Annotated in this window: 18 protein-coding genes; 10 read left to right on the top strand and 8 right to left on the bottom strand. The window is 63.1% G+C overall.

The window, feature by feature from the left end:
• Positions 1-13: 13 nt before the first annotated feature.
• On the bottom strand, positions 14-1,291 hold the full coding sequence (gene nhaD / locus ACVWZ4_RS33205; RefSeq protein WP_456702970.1) for a sodium:proton antiporter NhaD: 1,278 nt from the start codon (positions 1,289-1,291) through the stop codon (positions 14-16).
• Between the two features lie 12 nt (positions 1,292-1,303).
• Positions 1,304-2,176, bottom strand: a complete 873-nt coding sequence (locus tag ACVWZ4_RS33200) for an NAD(P)-dependent oxidoreductase (protein WP_456702971.1) — start codon at positions 2,174-2,176, stop codon at positions 1,304-1,306.
• Between the two features lie 194 nt (positions 2,177-2,370).
• Here ACVWZ4_RS33200 and ACVWZ4_RS33195 point away from each other — a divergent pair, with 194 nt between their 5' ends.
• The 4 genes from ACVWZ4_RS33195 (at position 2,371) to ACVWZ4_RS33180 (ending at position 6,903) form a co-directional block, all read left to right on the top strand.
• Positions 2,371-2,811: a VOC family protein gene (locus ACVWZ4_RS33195; protein ID WP_456702972.1), complete on the top strand. Its 441-nt coding sequence runs from the start codon at positions 2,371-2,373 to the stop codon at positions 2,809-2,811.
• A gap of 108 nt (positions 2,812-2,919) precedes the next feature.
• Complete coding sequence (locus tag ACVWZ4_RS33190) at positions 2,920-4,062, top strand: Mrp/NBP35 family ATP-binding protein (protein ID WP_456702973.1); 1,143 nt, start codon at positions 2,920-2,922, stop codon at positions 4,060-4,062.
• 196 nt (positions 4,063-4,258) lie between these two features.
• The gene (locus ACVWZ4_RS33185) at positions 4,259-5,350 is read left to right on the top strand and encodes a TRAP transporter substrate-binding protein (RefSeq protein ID WP_456702974.1); all 1,092 of its coding nucleotides are present in this window, start codon (positions 4,259-4,261) and stop codon (positions 5,348-5,350) included.
• A gap of 464 nt (positions 5,351-5,814) precedes the next feature.
• Positions 5,815-6,903, top strand: a complete 1,089-nt coding sequence (locus ACVWZ4_RS33180) for a TRAP transporter substrate-binding protein (protein WP_456702975.1) — start codon at positions 5,815-5,817, stop codon at positions 6,901-6,903.
• A gap of 584 nt (positions 6,904-7,487) precedes the next feature.
• Here the strand turns inward: ACVWZ4_RS33180 and ACVWZ4_RS33175 are convergent.
• Positions 7,488-8,114, bottom strand: coding sequence for a hypothetical protein (locus ACVWZ4_RS33175; RefSeq protein ID WP_456734777.1), 627 nt, complete (start codon positions 8,112-8,114; stop codon positions 7,488-7,490).
• Positions 8,115-8,126: 12 nt separating this feature from the next.
• Positions 8,127-8,447: a hypothetical protein gene (locus ACVWZ4_RS33170; protein ID WP_456734778.1), complete on the bottom strand. Its 321-nt coding sequence runs from the start codon at positions 8,445-8,447 to the stop codon at positions 8,127-8,129.
• Between the two features lie 189 nt (positions 8,448-8,636).
• On the opposite strand from ACVWZ4_RS33170, the gene ACVWZ4_RS33165 reads away from it, so the two are divergent.
• Positions 8,637-8,861 carry a CsbD family protein gene (locus ACVWZ4_RS33165; protein WP_456742011.1) on the top strand — a complete coding sequence of 75 codons (225 nt, stop codon included), beginning with the start codon at positions 8,637-8,639 and terminating at the stop codon, positions 8,859-8,861.
• A 930-nt stretch (positions 8,862-9,791) separates the two neighbouring features.
• On the opposite strand, the gene ACVWZ4_RS33160 is transcribed toward ACVWZ4_RS33165, so the two are convergent.
• Positions 9,792-10,505 carry an outer membrane protein gene (locus ACVWZ4_RS33160; protein WP_456742010.1) on the bottom strand — a complete coding sequence of 238 codons (714 nt, stop codon included), beginning with the start codon at positions 10,503-10,505 and terminating at the stop codon, positions 9,792-9,794.
• 499 nt (positions 10,506-11,004) lie between these two features.
• Here ACVWZ4_RS33160 and ACVWZ4_RS33155 point away from each other — a divergent pair, with 499 nt between their 5' ends.
• The 4 genes from ACVWZ4_RS33155 to ACVWZ4_RS33140 all read left to right on the top strand — a co-directional run bounded on the left by ACVWZ4_RS33155 (position 11,005) and on the right by ACVWZ4_RS33140 (position 16,970).
• Positions 11,005-13,677 carry an arylsulfatase gene (locus tag ACVWZ4_RS33155; RefSeq protein WP_456742009.1) on the top strand — a complete coding sequence of 891 codons (2,673 nt, stop codon included), beginning with the start codon at positions 11,005-11,007 and terminating at the stop codon, positions 13,675-13,677.
• Positions 13,678-13,754: 77 nt separating this feature from the next.
• Positions 13,755-14,033, top strand: a complete 279-nt coding sequence (locus tag ACVWZ4_RS33150; RefSeq protein ID WP_456742008.1) for a hypothetical protein — start codon at positions 13,755-13,757, stop codon at positions 14,031-14,033.
• A gap of 52 nt (positions 14,034-14,085) precedes the next feature.
• Positions 14,086-14,520 carry a DUF2721 domain-containing protein gene (locus ACVWZ4_RS33145; protein ID WP_456790452.1) on the top strand — a complete coding sequence of 145 codons (435 nt, stop codon included), beginning with the start codon at positions 14,086-14,088 and terminating at the stop codon, positions 14,518-14,520.
• Between the two features lie 143 nt (positions 14,521-14,663).
• Positions 14,664-16,970 (top strand): tetratricopeptide repeat protein, encoded by a 2,307-nt coding sequence (locus tag ACVWZ4_RS33140; protein WP_456742006.1) that lies wholly within the window; start codon positions 14,664-14,666, stop codon positions 16,968-16,970.
• A 97-nt stretch (positions 16,971-17,067) separates the two neighbouring features.
• On the opposite strand, the gene ACVWZ4_RS33135 is transcribed toward ACVWZ4_RS33140, so the two are convergent.
• Positions 17,068-17,373: a hypothetical protein gene (locus ACVWZ4_RS33135; RefSeq protein WP_456734786.1), complete on the bottom strand. Its 306-nt coding sequence runs from the start codon at positions 17,371-17,373 to the stop codon at positions 17,068-17,070.
• 103 nt (positions 17,374-17,476) lie between these two features.
• Here ACVWZ4_RS33135 and ACVWZ4_RS33130 point away from each other — a divergent pair, with 103 nt between their 5' ends.
• Positions 17,477-17,749, top strand: coding sequence for a hypothetical protein (locus tag ACVWZ4_RS33130; protein WP_456734787.1), 273 nt, complete (start codon positions 17,477-17,479; stop codon positions 17,747-17,749).
• Positions 17,750-17,784: 35 nt separating this feature from the next.
• Here ACVWZ4_RS33130 and ACVWZ4_RS33125 read toward each other — a convergent pair whose 3' ends face one another.
• Together ACVWZ4_RS33125 and ACVWZ4_RS33120 are read right to left on the bottom strand one after the other, a co-directional pair.
• Positions 17,785-19,335, bottom strand: coding sequence for an efflux transporter outer membrane subunit (locus tag ACVWZ4_RS33125; protein WP_456742005.1), 1,551 nt, complete (start codon positions 19,333-19,335; stop codon positions 17,785-17,787).
• A 1-nt stretch (position 19,336) separates the two neighbouring features.
• Positions 19,337-22,603: an efflux RND transporter permease subunit gene (locus tag ACVWZ4_RS33120; RefSeq protein ID WP_456763623.1), complete on the bottom strand. Its 3,267-nt coding sequence runs from the start codon at positions 22,601-22,603 to the stop codon at positions 19,337-19,339.
• Positions 22,604-22,623: the final 20 nt, after the last annotated feature.

Raw genomic sequence — 22,623 nt, 5'->3', positions numbered from 1 at the left:
GGGCGGCAGCCACTCAGTGCAGCCACGTATGCTGCGCGACATAGACCACGGCGCCGGCCAGGTAGCCCGCAAGTGCAGGCACGGCGATGCGACGGGCGTACCAGAGGAACTCGATCCGCTCGAGCCCCATGGCTGCGACGCCTGCGGCTGATCCGATGATCAGGATCGAGCCGCCGGTGCCGGCGCAATAGGCGATGAACTCCCAGAGGAAGCTGTCCGGCGGATAGTGTGCGAGGTCGTACATGCCCATGGTCGCGGCCACCAAAGGCACGTTGTCGACGAGGGCGCTGAGCAGGCCGAGCACGACGACGATGACGTCCTGGCGCCCGATGCTCGCCTCCAGCCACCTCGCCAGCATCGTCAGAAGGCCGGCATGTTCGAGGCAGGCGACCGCCAGCAGAATGCCGACGAAGAATACGATCGAACCCATGTCGATCCGGGTCAGCGCATGCGCCAGCGAAAGGGGGCGGCGTACATGCTCGTCCTTGTCGCGGTGAACGATTTCGCCGACCAGCCAGACGAGGCCGAGCCCGAGCAGCACACCCATGAAGGGCGGCAGATGCGTGACAGTCTTGAACGCTGGCACCGCGATCAGCACGCCAAGGCCGAGATAGAACATCAGGTTGCGCTCGAACCTGACGACGGCGAGCAACCCGCTATCCCTTTGCGGCGCCGCGATGCTCTTGCCCCTGAGCGACAGGCTGATGAATGCCAGCGGCACGAGCAGATTGACCAGCGAGGGCAGGAACACCGCGCGCATGATGTTCAATGGCGTGATTTGTCCACCGATCCACAGCATGGTCGTGGTGACGTCGCCGATCACGGTCCACGCGCCGCCGGCATTGGCGGCGATGACGATGACAGAGGCGAACAGCAGGCGGTCGTCGCGCCGGGCGATCAGCCGCTGGATCAGCGAGACCATCACGATCGTCGTGGTCAAATTGTCCAGGATCGCGCTCAGAACGAACGAGACGAAGCCGACCAGCCACATGAGTGCGACTTGACTCGTGGTGTTGATGCGCGAGGTGATGACCTCGAAGCCGTCATGCGCGTCGATCACCTCGACGATCGTCATTGCGCCAATCAGGAAGAACACGATCTGCGCGGTCGAAGCGACGGCTTCGTCGAGCTGATGGTTGATCAGCGCATGATCGCTGATCGTGACTGCGTAGATTGTCCAGAGCAGCCCCGCGCCGAGAAGCGCGGTTGCGGTCTTGCTGATCCCGAGGGGATGCTCGAGCGCGATCGCCGCATAGATCACGACGAAGATTGCGGCGATCGCGGTCAGCAAGGCAGTATCAGGTCAGCGATTGAGGCGCGCGAGAAGGCTCGACGTATCCCAACGCTTGCCGCCCATGTTCTCGACCTCGGCGTAGAACTGGTCGACCAGCGCGGTGACTGGCAGATTGGCGCCGTTGCGGCGGGCCTCGGCCAGCGAGATCGAAAGATCCTTGCGCATCCATTCGACTGCGAAGCCGAAATCGTACTTGTCCTCGTTCATGGTCTTGTAGCGGTTCTCCATCTGCCACGATTGCGCCGCGCCCTTGGAGATGGTCTCGATCACGGCCGCGACGTCGAGACCCGACTTCTTGGCGAAGTGAATACCCTCGGAGAGACCCTGTACGAGCCCGGCGATGCAGATCTGGTTGACCATCTTGGTCAACTGGCCGCTTCCGGCGGGCCCCAGCAGCTTGCACATCCGGGCATAGGCGCCCGTGATGATCGGCTCGGCGCCGGCATAGGCATCGTGGGCGCCGCCGCACATCACCGTCAGCACGCCGTTCTCGGCGCCGGCCTGGCCACCCGAGACGGGAGCGTCGATGAACTTGAAGCCGGCCTTGGTCGCGGCCGCATCGAGCTCGCGCGCGACCTCGGCCGAAGCGGTCGTGTGGTCCACGAAGGTTGCGCCCTTCTTCATGCCGGCAAAGGCACCGTCGGCGCCGATCGTGACCGCGCGCAGATCGTTGTCGTTGCCGACGCAGCACATCACGAAGTCCTGGCCTTCGGCCGCAGCCTTTGGGGTTGCCGCGGTCTTGCCGCCGAACTTGTCCGCCCATTGCTTCGCTTTGGCGGCGGTTCGGTTGTAGACGGTGACCTCATGGCCCCCTTTTTTCACGAGGTGTCCGGCCATGGGGAAGCCCATCACGCCGAGACCGAGGAATGCGACTTTAGCCATGTGTGGTATCCGTAGCTTGAGTTTTACGGTTGCAGCCGGGCGGGGGGACGCCAGCCGGGGGTGCTTGGGTTCCGCCTGATGGGGAACGCGCGCACCATAAACCCTTAAGGGCGGAGGGCAACGGCTTCGTTTGGCGGCCTCCTGTGCTAGGATGGCGGACCTCAAGGACTTGCATAAAAAAAAGGGAGTGAAGCATGGGCGGCGTGAGTGTTGGCGTGCTCGATCATTTCAACATCCGGACCCGGAATCTGGCTGAGACGGTCCGCTTCTACGAGGAGGTGCTGGGCCTCGAAAAAGGCGCCCGGCCGAATTTCGCCTTCCCGGGGGCCTGGATGTACAGCGAGGGCAAGCCGGTGGTGCACCTCGTCGATATTTCCCCGACCTCCGAGCCACAGAAGCCGGATTCCGGCGTTGTCCACCACGTCGCCTTCGCCAGTCGTGGCTTCGACGGCATGAAGGAGCGTTTGGCGTCCAAGGGCATGAAATTTGACGCCCGCCAAGTGCCCGGGGGCGAACTCTGGCAGATCTTCGTCCACGACCCCAACGGGGTCATGATCGAGCTCAATTACGAGGCGGCCCAGGAGGAGCAGGGGGCCGCGCCCGCCGAGATGGCTGACGATATCGGCAGGCAGTAGCCTTTTGGCCGTTTCCGCTCTAATGGGGCATCCTGATGTCTTGAGCATGATCGGGCCGGAAAACCGCTTCACACTTTTCCGGATCATGCTCTCTCTGGGAGATGCGCTTTGAGCGTGACGCAGCAACAGGTCCTCGACAGCCTGGCCAAAATCAAGTCGCCGCGCGGGGTCGCGCTCACCAACGCCAATGTGCTGAGCGCGATCAGCGCTTCCGAGGGCAAGGTGTTCTTCTCGATCAATGTCGATGCCGCCGAGGCTCGGGCCTGGGAATCCGTCCGCGCCGAAGCCGAGGCCGCCGTGCGCGCCTTGCCCGGTGTCACCACCGTGATGGTCGCTCTGACCGCCGAGCGCAAGGCGGGCGCTGCACCGCCGCCGTCTCCGCAGCCGGGCCGTGGCACCCCCGGCGTGCAGCCGGTCCACGCCCACAAGCCGCCGCCGCAGGGCGGCGCCCAATCGCCGATGGCGCGGCAGTCCGAGATTCCGGGCGTGGCGGCCGTGATCGCGGTGGCTTCCGGCAAGGGCGGCGTCGGCAAGTCGACGACCGCGCTCAATCTGGCGCTGGGCCTTCGCGACCTCGGGCTCAAGGTCGGGTTGCTCGACGCCGATATCTACGGCCCCTCGGTGCCCCGTCTGACGGGCCTGCACGAGAAGCCGGAGCTGGACGGTGAGCGCAAGATGATTCCGCTGCGGCGCTTCGGCCTTGCCATCATGTCGATCGGCTTCCTGGTCGAGGAAGAGACCGCGATGATCTGGCGCGGCCCGATGGTGATGTCGGCGGTGACGCAGATGCTGCGTGACGTCGCGTGGGGCACGCTCGACGTGCTCGTCGTCGACATGCCGCCGGGCACGGGCGATGCCCAGCTCACGCTGGCGCAGAACGTGCCGCTCAAGGGGGCCGTCATCGTCTCGACCCCGCAGGACCTGTCCTTGATCGACGCGCGGCGCGGGCTTGCGATGTTCAAGAAGGTCAACGTGCCCGTGCTCGGCATCGTCGAGAACATGAGCTACTTCCAGTGTCCGCATTGCGGCACGAAATCGGACATCTTCGGCCATGGCGGGGCGCGCCACGAGGCGGAGAAGCTCGGAGTACCATTCCTGGGCGAGATCCCGCTGCACATGGCGATTCGCGCCACCTCGGACGCCGGCAATCCCGTCGTCGACAGCGAGCCTGATGGGCCCCATGCGGCGATCTACCGCGCCATCGCGGGACAGGTCCGCGACCAGCTCAAGGGCGTCATCGCAGCGGCATGAAGCGATTGCTGGGGACATGCGACTTTCGTCGCCCCCCGTCATGCCATTGTCGCGTTCCGCGGAAGTGGCTTCCGTGTTAAACGCCGACCGCAGCGAAGCCCCCTTCGGTTTGACGCAGGCTGGGCCCCGCGTCGCCGGAATGCGCGGCACCAAAGAGGAAGTTCGGGGAAACGCCCCAACAAGGAGAGACCTGAAGATGAAGCGTCGTGATTTCCTGAAAGTGTCGGCAGCGGGTGCGGCGGCGTCAGCCGCGGTGGCCTCGCCGGCGATTGCGCAGTCCTTGCCCGAGATCAAGTGGCGCATGACGTCGAGCTTCCCGAAGTCGCTCGATACCATCTATGGCGGCGGCGAACAGGTGGCGAAGTACGTCGCCGAGATGACCGACAACAAATTCCAGATCCAGGTGTTTGCGGCCGGCGAGATCGTCCCCGGCCTGCAGGCGCTCGACGCGACTTCGAACGGCACGGTCGAGATGTGCCACACGGTGTCGTATTACTATGTCGGCAAAGACCCGACCTGGGCAATCTACGCCTCGGTGCCGTTCGGCCTCAACGCGCGCCAGCAGAACTCCTGGTGGTACCAGGGCGGCGGCGAGCAGCTCGGCAACGAGTTCTTCAAGAAGTCGAACGTGATCGGATTCCCCTGCGGCAACACCGGCACCCAGATGGGTGGTTGGTTCCGCAAGGAGATCAAGACCGTTGCGGATCTGTCCGGCCTGAAATTCCGCATCGGCGGCATTGCCGGCCAGGTGCTTCAGAAGGTCGGCGTGGTGCCCCAGCAGCTCGCCGGCGGCGACATCTATCCAGCGCTGGAGAAGGGCACCATCGACGCGGCCGAGTGGGTCGGTCCGTACGATGACGAGAAGCTCGGCTTCGCCAAGGTCGCCAAGTACTATTACTATCCGGGCTTCTGGGAAGGCGGTCCGATGGTCCACGCCTTCACCAACCTCGACAAATGGAATGCGCTGCCGAAGAACTACCAGGCGATCCTCACCAACGCGACGGCCAACGCCAACAGCTGGATGGCCGCGCGCTACGACATGCAGAACCCGGCCGCGTTGAAGCGTCTGGTCGCGGGCGGCACCCAGCTCCGCCCCTTCACCAACGAAGTGCTCGAGGCCTGCCTCAAGGCGACCAACGAGCTGTGGGGCGAGATCTCGGCGAAGAACGCCGATTTCAAGAAGTCGATCGACGCCATGCAGGCCTACCGCTCCGACGAATATCTGTGGTGGCAGGTCGCCGAATACACCTACGACAGCTTCATGATCCGCTCGCGCACCCGCGGCTGATCTTCGGCTGAAACTGTCGGACTGAATGGCCCGGCCTCGTTCGCGAGGCCGGGCCTTTTTTATCGGCGATGTGGCAGGGCGCATTCAAGATCCGCAAAACAACCCCATGCACAGTAGACGCCTACGAGCGCACGTTGCAGCAGTGAATGCTGCCTCTGGATTGCTTCGCTTCGATCGCGATGACGTCTGGATGGAGTTGAGCTTGACCCGTCGGGCAAAACAGTGGCATGTATCCATAATCGCTTAATCCGAATTTTGTGGGGCGCGATGTTCGGGACGATGAGCTTCGGCGCGCACCTCTGAGGCTTTAGTCGCAAGACCGGACGGCCTGGCCCCGTGTAGAGACCGGCTTTTTCTTTGCCGCAGTGCGATCACGATGGCGTTCGGCGCGTCGCTGCGTCATGCTCCGTTCCAAGCCTCGGCAAGAAGGCTCACAATCACCGTTACACCAGGGGGAGGAAACCATGAAAAGAAGAGACTTCATCAAGGTCACGGGACTTGCTGCGGCCGGTGCCGCCACGCTCGCGGCTCCTGCGATCGCGCAGTCGATGCCGGAGATCAAATGGCGCATGCCGACAAGCTGGCCGAAATCGCTCGACACGCTCTATGGCGGCGCCGAGATGATGAGCAAGATGGTTGCGGAAGCGACCGACAACAAATTCCAGATCCAGACTTTTGCGGCCGGCGAGATCGTGCCAGGCCTTCAAGTGCTGGACGCCGTGCAGAACGCGACGTGCGAGATCGGCCACACCGCATCATACTATTATTTCGGCAAGGACCCGACCTTCACCTTCGGCTCGTCGGTGCCCTTCGGCCCGAACATGCGCATCAACCAGGCCTGGTACATGCAGGGTGGTGGGCGCGAGGTGCTCAACGAGTTCTACAAAAGCTACAACGTCATCTCGCTGCTGGCGGGCAACACCGGCTGCCAGATGGGCGGGTGGTTCAGGAAAGAGATCAACACGCCCGCGGATCTCAGCGGCATGAAATTCCGCATCGGCGGCTTCGCCGGCCGTGTGCTCCAGAAGCTCGGCGTGGTGCCGCAGCAGCTCGCCGGCGGCGACATCTATCCGGCGCTGGAGAAGGGCACCATCGACGCCGCCGAATGGGTCGGCCCCTATGACGACGAGAAGCTCGGATTCTACAAGATCGCGCCGCACTACTACTATCCCGGCTGGTGGGAAGGCGGGCCGATGCTGCTCGCCTTCGTCAACCTCGACAAATGGAACGCGCTGCCGAAATATTACCAGAGCGTGCTCGAGCAGGCCGGCCACACCGCCAACAATTACATGATGGCGCGCTACGACCAGGCCAATCCGCTGGCGCTGAAGAAGCTGCTCGCCAGCGGCACCAAGCTGCACGCGTTCTCGCCACCGATCATGGACGCCTGCTACAAGGCGGCGAAGGAGCTGCACGCCGAAGTCGGCGCGACCAACGCGAACTTCAAGAAGGTCCACGACAGCCTCGCAAAATTCTCCAGCGACGGCTACGCCTGGTTCCAGGTCGCCGAGGTCGGCTACGACGTCTTCATGGCGCGGCACGCGCAGAGCTGATCGCGGCATCTTCCAAATGCGGCCCCGAAGGCTCCGGGGTTTTTGTTCGAGCGGGGCCCGCCGTGGTAGCAGGACTATCACACATGGGCTTTCTGAACGACCAGCGCGCACGCCTCGTCCTTCGAGACGACCGCTTCCGGCGTCTCCTCAGGACCAGGCTAGACGGCATCGGCGCCCGCTGAAAACGGTTGCCACGCACTCCGCCCTCATCCTGAGGGCCCGCCAGAGGCGGGCGTCTCGAAGGATGCGCCGCAGGGAAACTGCTCTCAAATGCGATAGCCCTGAACGTGATAGGAAATGACGATGAGCTTTGATCCGGACGCGATTGAGAGTGCGTTGTTCAAGGCGTGGTCGCTGTCGACGGCGAGCCAATGGACGGCGGACAATCCTGCGGCAGGTCAACTACGAGCGGCCAGCTGGCTGAACTCAGAGCCGCCTTCCAGAGGCAGCGTATCGCGTCGGGCTAGGGGGCATATGCAATGGCGCCCTGCGCCTGGCCGGAGTTGCCGTGGCGAGCCAGGTGTAAGGGTCGATGCAAAAAAGCCCCGCAGTGCGGGGCCTTCTCTTGTCGGTTCTGACGAGGCCTATCCCCGCGCACCCGGGCCGTACAGCTCGCGCTCGCGGCCGATGTCCTCCGGAGACAACGGCGGGCTCGCCGCATCGAAGTCGCTCCAGCCGGACTTCTGCCAAGCGGAACTGCGCTCCTGAAGGTTGACGGACCTCTCATGAAGAAGTGCGTCCAGGCGTGCGCGATCGTTGTCGGGCACCTTTGCCGAGACGAGTGTACCGCCGCGGCGAACGCCTTCCGCGTAGCGCGATGCGTCCTCCTTGGACACGCCGGCCTGAGTGAGCGCGCCGACGATGCCGCCTGTGGCCGCACCCGCCGCTGCGCCCGCAGCCGTGGAGGCGAGCCATCCCGCGGCTACGACGGGACCGAGACCAGGAATGGCCAGTAGGCCGAGGCCGGCGAGAAGGCCTGCCGCACTGCCGATGCCAGCGCCAATGCCAGCGCCTGTGCCTGCTCCTTCCGCGCGATCGTCGACGCCGTCGCGGTCACGGTCGACTTTGCCGGTCCGTGAACCGTACCAATTGTCGGAATTGTTGGCGACGATGCTGATGTCGGAGTGCGGTACGCCAGCGCTCTCGAGCCGGGTGACAGCCCGCTCGGCGTCGGAATAATTGTCGTAGAGGCGAGAGATGGTGGCTGTCATGTTGCCTATTCCTTATTTTGTCGAATTGACGTTGCCCTGGAAGTCGACGCTGACGTCGGTCTTGGTGCCGGCCTTGTCGGCCTTGCCGCGCCAGACCCCTTCGTTGTCCTTCTGCAAGCCGGAGACGTTGGAATAGCCCGCGTCCTCGATCCGCGATTTCGCCTGGCCCTCGGTGAAGCTGTTGCGGCCCGAGACCGGCGCGTTCGAGTTGTTCTTATCGGAGCTATTGACGGCGTTGTTGCCCGGGCCGCTTTGCGCCGGCTGCGACTGAGCGCCCGCGGGCGCAGACGCGAGCAGCAACAAGGTTGCGGCCAATAAACTTAGACGTGACATGTTTTGTCTCCTGCAATGATCGTGCGAGCGACAACAAGCGAGATTCGAATTGGTTGCTAGTGCGGGAAGACGCGGCGTGCTGCGGCACGCTCATGTAACTGCCTTAGCCTTGTTGGGATGGAGGGATCAGAACGGTGTCGAAAAACACCGGCCGGGTTCTGCGAGGAACCACCGCGCGACCCGTTCGTTATGCTGATCATCCCGATTACAAAGGACACGATCATGGACCGCGAACATGTGAAGGGCGCTGCTGACAAGGCAAAAGGCGCCATCAAAGAAGGTGCCGGAAAACTCACCGGCGACAAGGACATGGAAACCGAAGGCAAGATCGATAAGGCGAAGGGATCCGCCCACAACGCGGCGGGTGATGTGGAGGATGCGGCTCGGGACGCCGCTGACGCCCTCAAGAAATAGGCAGAAAGAGCGAAAATCAAAGACTGGCGGCCTCCGGGCGGCCTTTTTTGCGCCGATCGAGACGGCCTAGAAGTTCATGCGCAGCAGTGTCACTGCTGCCTCGCGGGCGATGTAGTTGAAACGCGGCACAGCTCGTTGACACGAAAGCCAAGTACAGTGATCACGCAAGTCCGCGCTCTTGCGCGACGAGATCGTTGCGTTGGCTTCGGTAGACATCACCGACTGGCGGCGACTGTTACATCGTTCCCTGAAGGGGACGGTTCAGGTCCGCACCGAATGATATTGCACCGAGATCAATGTAATTATTGTACTCACATCTGCATCGGAGCATATTCCACGCAATCAGGGAATTGCACCCGGGGGTACCCTCGAACCGCAGAGCTAAACAATGCACCCCAGTTATCTCGACCTGTTTCTCGCATTCATCGGATTGTCGTTTGGCGTGCCCTCGGCGCTGCCCCGGCTGTTTTTCCGGAGCGAGGACACATCGCGCCGCCCGACTTCGTAGAGGCTAAGTATTTAGGGTAGCCGGCGCGTGCCGGTCATAGGCCGCTCGTCTCACCTTGCCGGTCTCAGATGCTGCCGGGAGAACGCCAGCGTGGCCGGGAAATCACGACCTGCGAATAAATTCAGCGAGACTGCGCCGGCTGAGCTGGCGGGCTGGGCAGGTCTGATCGCAAGTTATTAGGGTTGTTACGATCGAATAAGTCCCGCCGAAAAACAGAACCGGTCCCGCTCGGACTGTCGCGCCTGTGAGACCGGTACGCGGACTTCGCGCTACCCTGGGCGAATAAGGGGGCTGTCGTTGCGACGGCCAGCGCGCAAGACACGATTATCGTCAGCCGGCTTTTCATTCTGGGATCCGATAGAGCCGCCGCTACAGAGCGCGGCCACCGTCGTTTTGTGGACGGCGGCCGTGAAAACGCCCGGCTAGAACTTATAGTTCACGCCGAACCGAAGCAGATTGGTTTCGTTCTTTGCGGCCCCGTTGCCAATGGCCGAGATGTAGAGATATTCACCCTTCATGGTCCAGTTCGGCGTGAAGCCATATTCGGCGCCGAGGCCGACTGCTGCGCCCGGACGCCAATGCGACGCGGGACAACTCGTCAGGACGCCGAGGGCGCCGCAGGGAACGCCGTTGACGGTGGTCCCCTTTGCCGTCTCATCGAGAAGCGCCACGCCGCCCGTCGCATAGATCAGCAAGTTATTGAGAGCCGCGCCCGCTCGGATTCTCGCCGTCCCAATTCCCTGGGTCTTCGTTGAGAGATTGATCGTGAACGGCTGAGGTACGCCGGCGATCGTAGGGATGACCGTACCGCTGCCTGTTATGTTGGCCCAGTCAAGATCAGCCTCAGCGCCCATGACCACATAGCCTTGCTGGATTTGTGCTCCGATTGTGCCGCCGATGAATCCGCCGCTCGTATCGAAGCTTCTGCCCGGGTCGAATCCGCCAGCGATGAGGTCGAGCGGATCATGCTTGCCCCATCCATATCCGCCGTTCACGCCGATATACATGCCGGTCCAGTTATAGACGGCAGCCGCAGGAGTGGCGGGCGGCGCCTTGACCGCAAGATCGGCCGCGTCGGCGGCGAATGGGCTGAGCAGTGCAAATCCGGCGGCTGCATATGTTAAAAAGCTCTTCATGATCGTCCCCAAAATTCATCCAAGGAATGCTGACGTGCCCGATAACTTCTTCGACCAGCGCAAACGGACACCTCCAAGCGCCGGCGTCTGTTGTTCAGTCGCGCGTAATTCGCAGCGAGCCATCGCGGTGATTTTGGGGCCTTGATAGAGATCAAGCAGCGCAGCCGACGCCGTGTCCGTGGAGCGCTCCGGCGCGCCGTCAATTCCAATATTGCGGAGACGCGCGGAATGGATGCCTAGCGCTTTCAAGTGCTTGTCAGACAAGGTAAGCGCTATTGACGAGCGTAAAATGTCGCTGTGCTCTCCCTGCAACTTGCAGCTTTTATTTGTTCTGCAGCTCTCAAGCGGTGTCATGCCACCATAGCGAGAACTGGTTTTGCCGAATGTCGATAGTCTGACCTCAAACTCTTTTCACGATCAACTTTGATATGAGTCAACGCTGATCCGACGAGCGAAGACCAAGTTGCAGCTTTCCATGTTGTCGCGGGAGGTTTTTGCAATGCGCTTTTCAAAAATCGTGTTCGCGATGCTCGCAGCATCGGCGATGTCCGCGCCGACGTTCGCTCAGCAGGCTGCGCCATCGCCCGGCTCGCCCGCCGCCACCATCACCATTCCCGGCGATCAGTTGCCGCCACCGCCGCAGAAGTTCGGTGGCAAGATTGAGCGCGATGCAAGGAATTCAAAACCATACTGGCCGGCGCGGGTCGTGCCGCCCGAGGGTGCACCCAACGTGCTGCTCATCATCACCGATGATGCGGGCTACGGCGTGCCGAGCACGTTCGGCGGCGTGATCCCGACGCCCGCACTTGATCGCATCGCGCAGAATGGATTGCGCTATACTAATTTCCATTCGACTGCCTTGTGCTCGCCGACGCGCGCGGCGCTGATTACGGGCCGCAACCATCACTCCGTAGGCTTCGGCGTGATTGCCGAGCAAGCGAGCGGCTATCCGGGTTATGACAGCGTCATCACCAAGGACAAGGCCACGATCGGCCGCATCCTGACCGACAACGGCTATCGCACCGCCTGGTTTGGCAAGAACCACAACACGCCCGAATACCAGGCAAGCCAGGCCGGTCCGTTCGACCAGTGGCCGACCGGCTTGGGTTTTGAATATTTCTACGGCTTTATGGGCGGGGACACCAATCAATGGCAGCCGGGCAACCTCGTCCGCAATACCACGCCGATCCATCCTTACGAAGGCAAGCCCGGCTGGAATTTGATGACGGCAATGGCGGACGAGGCCATCGACTACGTCAATCGGATGAATGCGCTGTCGCCCGATACGCCATTCTTCGTCAAGTTTGCGCCCGGTGCGACCCATGCGCCGCATCATCCCACGCCGGAGTGGGTGAGGAAGATCAGCGACATGCACCTGTTCGATCAGGGCTGGAACAAGCTGCGGGACACCATCTTCGAGAACCAGAAGCGGCTAGGCGTCATCCCGCAGAATGCCAAGCTGACGCCGTGGCCAAAGGACCTGATCAAAGAATGGGATCAGCTCTCGGCCGATGAAAAGAAGCTCTTCATCCGCCAGGCGGAAGTGTTTGCCGCCTATGCAGCTTACGCCGATAACGAGATCGGTCGCGTCATCCAGTCGATTCAGGACATGGGTAAGCTCGACAACACGTTGATCATCTACATCGAGGGTGACAACGGCACCAGTGCGGAAGGCCAACCAAACGGCACGCCGAACGAAGTGGCGATGTTCAACCAGATCAACCCTTCCGTCGAAGAACAGCTCAAGTACTTTTACGACGTCTGGGGCACCGACAAGACCTACAACCACATGTCTATCGGGTGGGCCTGGGCCTTCGATACGCCGTTCTCCTGGACGAAACAGATCGTGTCTCATTTCGGCGGCACGCGGCAGGGCATGGCGATCTCCTGGCCGGCGGTCATCAAGGACAACGGGGGCATCCGAACGCAATTTCACCACGTCATCGACGTCGTGCCGACCATTCTGGAAGCGGCTCGGATCAAGCAGCCTGATTTCGTCGACGGGATCAAGCAAAGCCCCATTGAGGGCGTCAGCATGATGTATACTTTCGATGCCAGGAACGCGAACGCGACTTCGATGCGCAAGACGCAGTATTTCGAGATGTTCGCGGACCGCGCCATCTATGATGACGGCTGGATCGCGAGCACCAAGGTTCTGCGGCCACCTTGGGTCACCATTGCAAAGCTGCCGGCTCCGAGTGACTATCCGTGGGAGCTCTATGACTTGCGGAACGACTGGACGCAGGCCGAGGACGTCGCCACGAAATATCCGGACAAGCTGAAGGAGCTGCAGGCGCTGTTCTGGAAGGAGGCGGAAAAATACCAGGTGCTGCCGCTCGACTCGTCGGTGGCGACGCGGATCATCACGCCGCGCCCGAGTCTCAGCGCCGGCCGGACCAGCTTCGCCTGGACGCGGTCGATGACCGGCACGCCCAATGGCGATGCGCCGAGCCTGCTCAATTCCTCCTACACCTTCAAGGCCGACGTGGACATTCCGCAAGGGGGTGCCGAGGGCGTGCTGGTGACCCAGGGCGGCCGTTTCGGCGGCTATGGTCTCTATGTCCTGAAGAACAAGCCGGTGTTCACCTGGAACCTCGTCGATCTCAAGCGGGTGCGCTGGGAAGGGCCAGAGCTTACATCCGGCAAGCATGTGATCGAGTTTGATTTCAAGTATGACGGCCTCGGCGCCGCCACGATGGTGTTCGGAAATTATAGTGGCATTGGACAGGGCGGCACGGGCACATTGAAAGTGGATGGCAATTTGGTGGCCACGGAGAAGATGGAGCATACGCTGCCCTTCATCCTGCAATGGGACGAGGCGTTCGACATCGGGGCCGACACCGGCTCTCCCGTCGACGACAACGACTATCAGACGCCGTTCACCTTCACCGGCAAGATCAACCGGATCACGCTGGACATCGATCGGCCCAAGCTGAGCCCGGACGACGTCAAGCGGTTGCAGGAAGCCGCTCGCGCGGCCGGCGACGGTCCGACGGCGGATGCTGAAAAGACCGCCTCGACCGAGCCACAAGTCGGCACGGTCGGCCTGAGTCTAGTCGAGAAGATCCAGCTACGCATCGACAAGCGCGAGGGCTGCCGCAAGCAGGCCGAGGCAAAGGCTCTCGGCGTCGTGGACCGGATCAAGTTCATGCAGGAGTGCGTCCAGCAATAGTCTCGGCACGAAACCGGCGGGAAGCCAATGGGCTTCCCGCGGGCCGCAGTTACATGATGTCGCGATCGGAGAAGCTCATGAAGCACGGTCTTTCGATCCTCCTTTCAATGCTTGCACAAATCGCCGCCTTGGTTCCCGGCAGCAGCTTAGCGCAAGGTGCGGCAGAGACGGTGCAGACGATGCTCGCCGCACAGATCCGCTCGCAGGGCTTTGCTTGTGACAAGGCACTCGGAGCAACGCAAGACACGAAGCGCTCGCGCTCCGACCATGCGGTCTGGGTGCTCAAATGCAGCAACGCGAACTATCGGGTGAGCCGTGCGCCCGACATGGCCGCGAAAGTCGAGCCGCTTCGGTGACGAAGTTGGTAGCGTCGCATCGATCGGTCGAGACATGCACAGCGTAACCGATTTGATCCCGGTCACCCCCTCGATTGACCAGCTTGCCCGCATCATCGCCAACGTGGCGGCGCCAGCGTTTTTGCTCGGTGCCGTCGCGGCATTCATTTCTGTCGTGATCTCACGGGTCAACCGGGTGATCGACCGCTCGCAGTTCATTCACGGCATTCCCGCAGGCGACTCTGCAAGGGCATTCCTGAAAGCCGATCTGCCGGGGCTTCGGGAAAGAGCGCGGCTTCTGAACCGGTCGCTGTTCTGCTCCATTGTTGCCGCGATCCTTACGGCCCTCATCATCTTCGTTGCATTCGTTAGCGCCCTCCTGCAGATCGCGCACGAATACGGCGTGGCGATCCTGTTCATGGCGGCCATGCTGATGTTCAGCGCCGCCCTGGTCGATCTGGCGCGCGAAACCAGAATTGCACTTCACGACAATGACCTTCACGTCTAAGCCAAGTGGCGGCGAACGGCTGGAGCTGTAAGCGGAACGTGGCACCAGGGTCGCGAAAGAACCGCAGGCGCGACAAGGTCCGCAAGGCTCGGACACCCGAGCCGGATCGGTCCGCCCTGCAGCCGCTGACCACCCACCGCACCATGAAGCGGCGGATCATTGGCGCGCTTGCTGTTGCGATCGCCGCTGCACTGCTTTGGTTCGAGACAACCAAGATTTTCGTCCAGCCTCCGGAGCCGATCCAATTGGCTTTTGCCGGCAGCAATTCCTGTATGGGTTGCCACCAGACGGAGACACGACTCTGGCAGGCGTCGCAGCATCGCCACGCCATGGATCATGCGACCGCGCAAACTGTCCGCGGCGATTTCAACGATGCAGCATTTGACTACGCCGGCACGCGCTCGCGCTTCTTCCGCGAGGGCGGCAAGTTCCTGGTGGAGACCGACGGACTTGACGGCAAGCTCGCCGTCTTCCAGGTGAAATACACCTTCGGCATCGATCCGCTGCAGCAATATCTGATTGAATTTTCGGATGGTCGCGTTCAGGCGCTGTCGATTGCCTGGGATACACGCCCGAGGGAGCAGGGCGGTCAGCGCTGGTTTCATCTTTATCCCGACGGCGACGTCACGCACGCCGATCCCCTGCACTGGACGAAGCTGAACCAGAACTGGAATTTCATGTGCGCGGAGTGCCATTCGACTGACGTGCACAAGGGCTACGACGCCGACAAGGACAGGTTCTCGACCATGTTCTCGGAGATCAGCGTCGGCTGCGAGGCGTGCCACGGCGCGGGTTCGCGGCATGTTGCCTGGGCGCGCGGCAAGCCGGCTTCGCGCGGCCCCGACGACGGTCTGCTCGTCCGCTTCGACGAACGTACCGGCATCGTCTGGTCAGCTTCCGCCGGAACGTTGATGCCTGCACGCAGCGGGCCGGCGCCCGGCTTGCGCAAGGAAGTCGAGACCTGCGGACGCTGTCATGCGCGCCGCGGGCAGCTTTCCGAGGACTGGACGCCGGGACGGCCGCTCTCGGACACGCATCGCGTGTCGCTGCTGGACCGCCAACACTTTCATGCAGACGGGCAGATGCGCGACGACGAGGAGACCTACAACTACGCGCCGTTCAAGCAGAGCAAGATGTTCGCGAAGGGCGTTACCTGCAGCGACTGCCATGATCCGCACAGCGCCGCGCTGAAGGCGCCCGGGGATGGCGTATGCGCGCAGTGCCATGCGCCCGACAACTACCAATCACCCGCCCACCACCACCATAGCGATGTCTCGCCGCCACTTGGCTGCCCGTCCTGCCACATGCCGGAGCGGCGCTACATGGTCGTCGACCGGCGCCACGACCACAGCTTCCGTATCCCGCGCCCCGATGTCTCGGTGCAAACGGGCACGCCTAACGCGTGCAACGACTGCCATCGCGACAAGCCCGCGGCCTGGGCGGCCCAGCAGGTCGAGACTTGGTTCGGGCCGGAGCGCCGCGGCTACCAGGACTGGGCGGGTGCATTTCACGCCGCGTGGAGCGAAGCTGCCGGCGCGCAAGCGCAACTCGTCGCGATCGCTACATCCAGTAACGCTCCCGGCTTCGTCCGCGCCAGTGCGCTCGCGGAGCTTCCTGCGCCCGACCTCGACCTGATTCGGCCTTCGCTCTCCGATGCCGATCCGCTCGTGCGGCTCGGCGCACTCGACGGGCTTGAAGGAGCGCCGGTCGATCGGCTCTGGTCGCTCGCCTCCGCGCAACTCAGCGATCCTGTGCGTGGCGTCCGTATCCGCGCTGCTGAGCTTCTCGCCGCGGTGCCTGCGGCGCGCCAGCCGCTTACCGATCGCGACAAGTTCGCACGGGCCGCGGAGGAGTACGTCGTCGCGCAACGGCTGAATGCCGACCATCCGGAGGCGCGTACCGCGCTCGGCAATTTCTTCGCGCGACAGGGCAATGCTGGCAGTGCGGAAGCCGAATATCGGTCCGCGCTCAGGCTCGATCCCACATTTGCACCCGCGACCATTAACCTCGCCGATCTCTATAGACAGCTGGGAAAAGACCACGACGGCGAGGAGGTTCTTCGCGATGCCCTATCCAGATCGCCGCAGGATGCTCCGCTCCATCACGCACTCGGCTTGACCCTCGTGCGCGAGAAGCGGCCCGACCAAGCGCTCGACCAGTTGCGAACTGCCGCGACCCTAGATCCCGGTCAATCGCACTATGCCTACGTCTATGCAATCGCGTTGCATTCAGCTGGACGCCGCGAAGAAGCGTCCGCCGTGCTGAAGGAAAACCTGCAAAGACATCCGAACGATAGGGAGACACTCTCGGCCGTCTTGGCCATGAGTCGCGAGGCGAAAGATTTCGATTCGGCACGAGAGTATGCGGAGCGGCTTCGCCAGCTAGCGCCAAACGATCAAGCAGTATCGCTCCTTATTGACGAGCTTCGCCGCCAAGCATTGGGCCGCTAGCCGGCGGCGTGGGCCAGTGTCGCCGTCACGTAGACGGCGGCGGCCAGCGCGAACTTGATGATTTGCATGCGTTACTGCTGTCGGGGACCCGGAGGCTTCAGAACGGGAACGGCAATTCGCTGTTACCGAGGCTGTCAAATCCGGCGCCCGTTGCAGGTCCGGTGCGGTAGTGGCCATTGTAATAGCCGAGGGCAGGGCGGTCTTTTGGCCGCGGCGGACAGGCCAGATCGGGGCGGTCGGCGAGAAGTGGCCGGCGCTCCCGATAGCGGGTCGGCCAGCAATTGCAGTTCTGGTCGCACACCATCCGTACCGCGACGGTCGGCGGCTGATCATCGTGATGGACGGCGGAGCCGCCAGCCGCGAGCAGTGCGACGTTGATAACGCCAACGAACAAATTGACCATGTCCTGATCTCCGGGGGATGCAGTGAAGCGCCACTGTTTCGCGCTGCGACATGACGACCTCATTGGCCTGTGCTAAGATTCGGCTCGGCGCTGGATGACATAAATGCGGTTGCTCGGTCTCGCTCTGCGGACGCTCTTCCTTCTGGTCGTGATCGTGGTCACCTTCCGCGTTGCCACGCCCCAGAGCGAGAGCTTGTGGACGGCTTATGACACGCCGTCCGATATGATTCGCTTCATCATCGGCGTGACCGTCTGCATTTTTCTCGGGGTTCAGATTTTTCAGTACCCGAAGAATCCGGCCGACATGGGCAAATGGGTTCCCATCGGAGTGGCCGTCGTGCCGCTGGCGCTGCTTTGCGCGCTTGTTATCTGGTAAGCGCTCCGCGCGGTCCGTCGGCAAAGTCGTCGCTTTCACCTGGTTTCACTGACCTGAATGGGGGCCGGGGAGGCGTCCGCCAGCACGCAGCTGCGCCAATCCGTCGTCGTGCATTGGGCCGGCCAGCCACCGCCGAGCGCCAGGAACAGGGCCGCCGTGTCCGAGAGGCGCGTCGCCACCGCCTGCACGCGGGCGATCGCGGCGTTCAAATAGATCTGCTGCGCGTTCAGCACGATGACCTGATTAACCTGGCCGAGCACGAGCTGCTTCTGGATGATATCGAGGCTGGCCTTGGCGGCGTTCTCCGCCTTGATTGCGGCCTGAACCGCGCGGGCATCGGCCTGCAGGCTGCGGAGCGCGTCGGCGACGTTCTGCATCGCCGTGATCACAGCTTGCCGGTAAAGCGCCTCCGCCTGCTCGAGGGTGGCTTCGGCCGCCTTCTGCTTGTGATACAGCGTGAGGCCATCGAATAGCGGCTGGGTCGCGCTCGCCGCGACCGTATAGAAGAGCGTCCCCTGTGTGAACAACTCGGCCGCCTTGAAGGCGCTGCTGCCGGGATTGGCGGACAATGTCAGATTGGGCAATCGCGCGGCGATCGCGACGCCGACCAGCGCGCTGGCTGAATGCATGTTGGCCTCGGCTGCCCGCACGTCCGGGCGCTGCCCCACCATCGTGCTGGGCAGGCTCACGGGGAGATTGGCCGGCAGGGTGAGAGTTTGCAGGTTGAACTTCTGCAGCACCTCGTCGGCGGAGAACTGCCCGGCCAATGCGGTGAGGAGATCGCGCTGTACCGCGAGCTGCTTCTGGAGTGGCGGCAAGGTCTGCTCGGACTGGGCGAGCGTCGCCTCCTGCGCCAGCACGTCGACCTGGGCCGCCTGGCCGGCGCTGAACTGATTCCTGAGTATGGCGAGAATGTCGCGCTCGATCTTGATGATGCGCTCGATAGCCGCGATCTGTCCGCGCAGCGAGGCCTCCTGGATCGCCGCGGTTACGACGTTGGCGCTCAGTGCGAGATAGGCGGCTTCGAGCTGGAATTGCGCCTGTTCGGTCTGCGCATCGAGGCTCTCGACCGCGCGGATGTTCTGGCCCCAGACGTCGGGTGTAAAGCTGATGTTGAGCTGTGCAGTATGCAGCGTATAGCGGGTTTGCGGTGAAACGACCGGGTTGGAGTTGAAATTGTTCGACGTCTGCTGGTCGGACGGCGTGTAGTTGACGCCGACCTGCGGAAAGAACAGGCCGCGCTGCGCCAGCGCGTTGAAATTGGCGACCCTGATCGCGGCCTCGGCCGCCTGCAAGGACGGATTATGGTCCACCGACAGGCGGATCAGCTCGTTGAGCGGTGCGGAGCGGAACGCCGCCCACCACCGCGTCGGGATGTCGGCACCATCGACGAAGCGTTGCCGCGGCACGCCCGGCCCGCCGGCATCGCTGCGCGGCGATGCGGTCGGCTCCGGCGTGTATCGCGAGACGTCGGGGGCCGGCGGCGGGCTGAAATCGGGCCCCACGGCGCAGCTCGCGAGCCAAAGGCTTGCGCCACCCGTTGCGAGTCCGCGGATGAGACGGCCCAAGGCTGTCACGCGACGCATCTCAGCCGCCCTCCGGATGGGCCGCCTCGGGCGGCGGCGAGGCGGCCGTATTGTTCTGCTCCGACGGCGCCGGCTCGCGCGACAGGAAGATCTTGCGCAGGGCAGGCGCCACGGCGAGCAGCAGCAGGGGACCAATGAACATGCCGCCGACGACGACGGTCGCCAACGGCCGCTGCACCTGGCTGCCGATGCCGTGCGACAGCGCCGCCGGAAACAGGCCGACGCCGGCCGACAGCGCGGTCATCAGCATCGGCCGCATGCGCTGCTCGGCGCCGTTGAAGACCGCGTCGCTGATGCTCATGCCGGTGGCGCGCAGCTCGCGGAAATAGGTGATGTTGAGGATGCCGTCCATGACGGCGACGCCGAACAGCGAGATGAAGCCGATCGCGGCCGAGATGCTGAAATCGAGCCCGGCCAGAAACAGCGCGATCAGGCCGCCGCCGACGGCGAAGGGAATGCCGGCAAGCGCGAGCAGGCTGTCGCGCACCGAATTGAACAGGCTGTAGAGCAGCACGAAGATCAACAGCAGCGTCACCGGCACCACGATCATGAGGCGCGCCTTGGCGGCCTCGAGATTGTCGAACTCGCCGGACCAGATGATGCGGTAGCCGGTCGGCAGCTGCACGGCAGCGGCGACGCGGGCTTGCGCCTCCGCGACCGTGGAGCCGAGGTCGCGGCCGCGCACGCTGAACTTGATCGGAATGTAGCGCTGGCTCTTCTCGCGATAGATGAAGAGCGCGCCGGTATCGAGCGAGATGTCGGCAAGCTCGCTGAGGGGAATGTAGGCATTGGTGCCCGAGGGAGTCGCGTAGGCGACCTTCAGGCTTTTGATCTCGTCGATATTCTGCCGGAATTTGGGATCGAGGCGCACGGCGACGCCGAAGGTGCGATCGCCCTCCAGCACGTTGGTGGCCACGGAGCCGCCGAGCGCGGCCTGGACCACAGTGGTGACGTCGCCGGTGTTGAGCCCGTAGCGCGCGGCCTTCTCTCTGTTGACCCTGATGTTGAGATTGGGCTGACCGACCAGGTGGAAGATGCCGAGATCTGCGACGCCGTTGATGTCACGCATCACCTCCATCACCCTGGTCGCAGTCTGTTCGAGCACGTCGAGGTTGGGGCCGATGATCTTGACCGAATTGGCGCCCTTCACGCCTGACAGCGCTTCCTCGACATTGTCCTGGATGTACTGGGAGAAATTGAAGGTGATGCCGGGGAGCTCTTCGTCGAACTCCTTCTGCAATTCCTCCGTCAGCTTTTCCTTGGTCAGGCCGGCTGGCCATTCGTCGAACGGCTTGATCGGAGCGAACAGCTCGACATTGGAGAAGGGCGAGGCGTCGCTGCCGTTGTCGGGCCGGCCATGCTGCGAGACCACGGTGATGATTTCAGGGTGGCGCAGCAGGATGTCGCGCATCTTGCGGGTCGCTTCCGTGCCGGCATCGAGCGAGATCGTCGGCGGCATCGCGGCGCGGATCCAGAAATTGCCTTCCTCGAGCGCGGGCAGGAACTCGCTGCCAAGCTGGCTGGCCGCGAGGGCGGAGAGCGCGAGGAAGACGGCGCCTGCGGTCACGGCGAGCCTGACGCGGCCGAGCGCCCAGCGCAGCACCGGCGTGTAGAGCCGGCGCAGCGCCCGTACGATGATGGTCTCGGTCTCCTCGATGTGCTCGGGCAGCAGCAGCGAGGCGAGCACCGGCGTGACGGTAAAGGTCGCCAGCAGTGCGCCGGCGAGCGCGTAGCCATAGGTGCGCGCCATCGGCCCGAAGATCTGGCCTTCGACGCCCTGCATCGTGAACAGCGGCACAAAGGCCGTCACCGTGATCGCGGCGGTGAAGAACACGGCCTTGTCGACCTGGAGGGCACTGACGAAGATCATCCTGAGCCGGTCGGACCAGCGCGCGGCCGAGGGCTGGCCATGCGTCAGCGCGGTCGGATCCGCGCCCCAATAGCCTTCGGAGAGATGCTGCAGCACGCGGGCGCGGGCCGCCGGGCTCGATTGGAAATTGCGGAAGATGTTCTCCATGATGATGACGGCGGAATCGACGATGATGCCGAAATCCACCGCGCCGAGCGACAGCAGGTTCGCATCCTCGCCCTGCAGCACCAGGATGATGATGGCGAAGAACAATGCGAATGGGATGTTGGCGGCCACGATCAGCGCGCTGCGCAGATTGCCCAGGAACACCCACTGGATCACGAACACCAGGAGACAGCCGAACACGAGGTTGTGCAGCACCGTGTGCGTGGTCACGCCGACGAGCGCACTGCGATCGTAATAAGGCACGATCCTGACGCCGGGCGGCAGCGTGCCGTCGCTGTTGATCTTCTCGACCTCTTCCTCGACCTTCGGAATGATGTCGTTGGTGTGCTGGGTCCGTCCCATCACCACGATCGCGGCGGCGATGTCGTCGTCCTTGTCCTTGCCGGCGATGCCGAGCCGCGGCACGTAGCCGATCGTGACCTTGGCGACGTCCTTGATCTGGATCGGCAGCCCGTTCTGCTGGGTCAGGACGATGTTCTCGATGTCCTGGACCCGGTAGCCCTTGGTGACGTCGTCGGCGCCGCCGGAATCGATCAGGCCGATGCCGCGGATGTTGACCGACTGCTGCCCGATCGCGATCTCGCGGCCGCCGACATTGGCGTTGGAGTTGCCGAGCGCGGTGACGAGCTGGGGCACCGTGATGTTGTAGGATTCGAGCTTGGACAGATCGGCATCGACGTTGAATTGCTTGGTGGTGCCGCCCCAGGCATTGATCTGCACCACGCCCGGGAGGGTCATCAGGCGGCGGGTCACGACGTAATCCTGCAGGGTGCGCAGGTTGGTCAGGCCGAAATTCGGCGGCCCGACCAGCCGGTAGCGGTAGATCTCGCCGACCAGGCTCGACTGCTGGATGGTCGGCACCAGATTGCCCGGAAGCTGGATGTTCTGCTGGATGCTGTTGGCGGCCTGCGTCAGCGCGAAATAGTAATCGACGCCGTAGCGGAAGGTGACGCGGACAAAGGACAGGCCGTAGAAGGAGGTCGAGCGGATGCCGACGACGCCCGGCGTCGGATACAATCCGACCTCCATCGGGATCGTGTAGTACTTCTCCATCTCCTCTGCCGAGAGCCCCGGCGCCTGCGCGGTGATCTCGAGGATCACCGGCGCCGGATTAGGATAGGCCTCGATGTTCAGCTTGCTGAAGGCGGCAAGGCCTGCGGCGCAGAACACGACGAGGCCGAGCACGACGATCGCGCTGCGGGTCAGGCCGAACTGGAGGAGACTCTTGATCAAGATCGCACACTTGCACTGAG

It is taken from the genome of Bradyrhizobium sp. USDA 4472 (assembly GCF_054058595.1).
Note: the sequence above shows the minus strand (reverse complement) of the source record. Positions and strands in the feature narration are given on the sequence as shown.

What these genes read in the sequence shown, in the direction of transcription:
- ACVWZ4_RS33200 (WP_456702971.1), bottom strand. Translation starts at nt 2,176, where the DNA reads ATGGCTAAAGTCGCATTCCTCGGTCTCGGCGTGATGGGCTTCCCCATG.
- ACVWZ4_RS33195 (WP_456702972.1), top strand. Translation starts at nt 2,371, where the DNA reads ATGGGCGGCGTGAGTGTTGGCGTGCTCGATCATTTCAACATCCGGACC.
- ACVWZ4_RS33185 (WP_456702974.1), top strand. Translation starts at nt 4,259, where the DNA reads ATGAAGCGTCGTGATTTCCTGAAAGTGTCGGCAGCGGGTGCGGCGGCG.
- ACVWZ4_RS33180 (WP_456702975.1), top strand. Translation starts at nt 5,815, where the DNA reads ATGAAAAGAAGAGACTTCATCAAGGTCACGGGACTTGCTGCGGCCGGT.
- ACVWZ4_RS33175 (WP_456734777.1), bottom strand. Translation starts at nt 8,114, where the DNA reads ATGACAGCCACCATCTCTCGCCTCTACGACAATTATTCCGACGCCGAG.
- ACVWZ4_RS33170 (WP_456734778.1), bottom strand. Translation starts at nt 8,447, where the DNA reads ATGTCACGTCTAAGTTTATTGGCCGCAACCTTGTTGCTGCTCGCGTCT.
- ACVWZ4_RS33165 (WP_456742011.1), top strand. Translation starts at nt 8,637, where the DNA reads ATGCTGATCATCCCGATTACAAAGGACACGATCATGGACCGCGAACAT.
- ACVWZ4_RS33160 (WP_456742010.1), bottom strand. Translation starts at nt 10,505, where the DNA reads ATGAAGAGCTTTTTAACATATGCAGCCGCCGGATTTGCACTGCTCAGC.
- ACVWZ4_RS33155 (WP_456742009.1), top strand. Translation starts at nt 11,005, where the DNA reads ATGCGCTTTTCAAAAATCGTGTTCGCGATGCTCGCAGCATCGGCGATG.
- ACVWZ4_RS33150 (WP_456742008.1), top strand. Translation starts at nt 13,755, where the DNA reads ATGAAGCACGGTCTTTCGATCCTCCTTTCAATGCTTGCACAAATCGCC.
- ACVWZ4_RS33140 (WP_456742006.1), top strand. Translation starts at nt 14,664, where the DNA reads ATGAAGCGGCGGATCATTGGCGCGCTTGCTGTTGCGATCGCCGCTGCA.
- ACVWZ4_RS33135 (WP_456734786.1), bottom strand. Translation starts at nt 17,373, where the DNA reads ATGGTCAATTTGTTCGTTGGCGTTATCAACGTCGCACTGCTCGCGGCT.
- ACVWZ4_RS33130 (WP_456734787.1), top strand. Translation starts at nt 17,477, where the DNA reads ATGCGGTTGCTCGGTCTCGCTCTGCGGACGCTCTTCCTTCTGGTCGTG.
- ACVWZ4_RS33125 (WP_456742005.1), bottom strand. Translation starts at nt 19,335, where the DNA reads ATGCGTCGCGTGACAGCCTTGGGCCGTCTCATCCGCGGACTCGCAACG.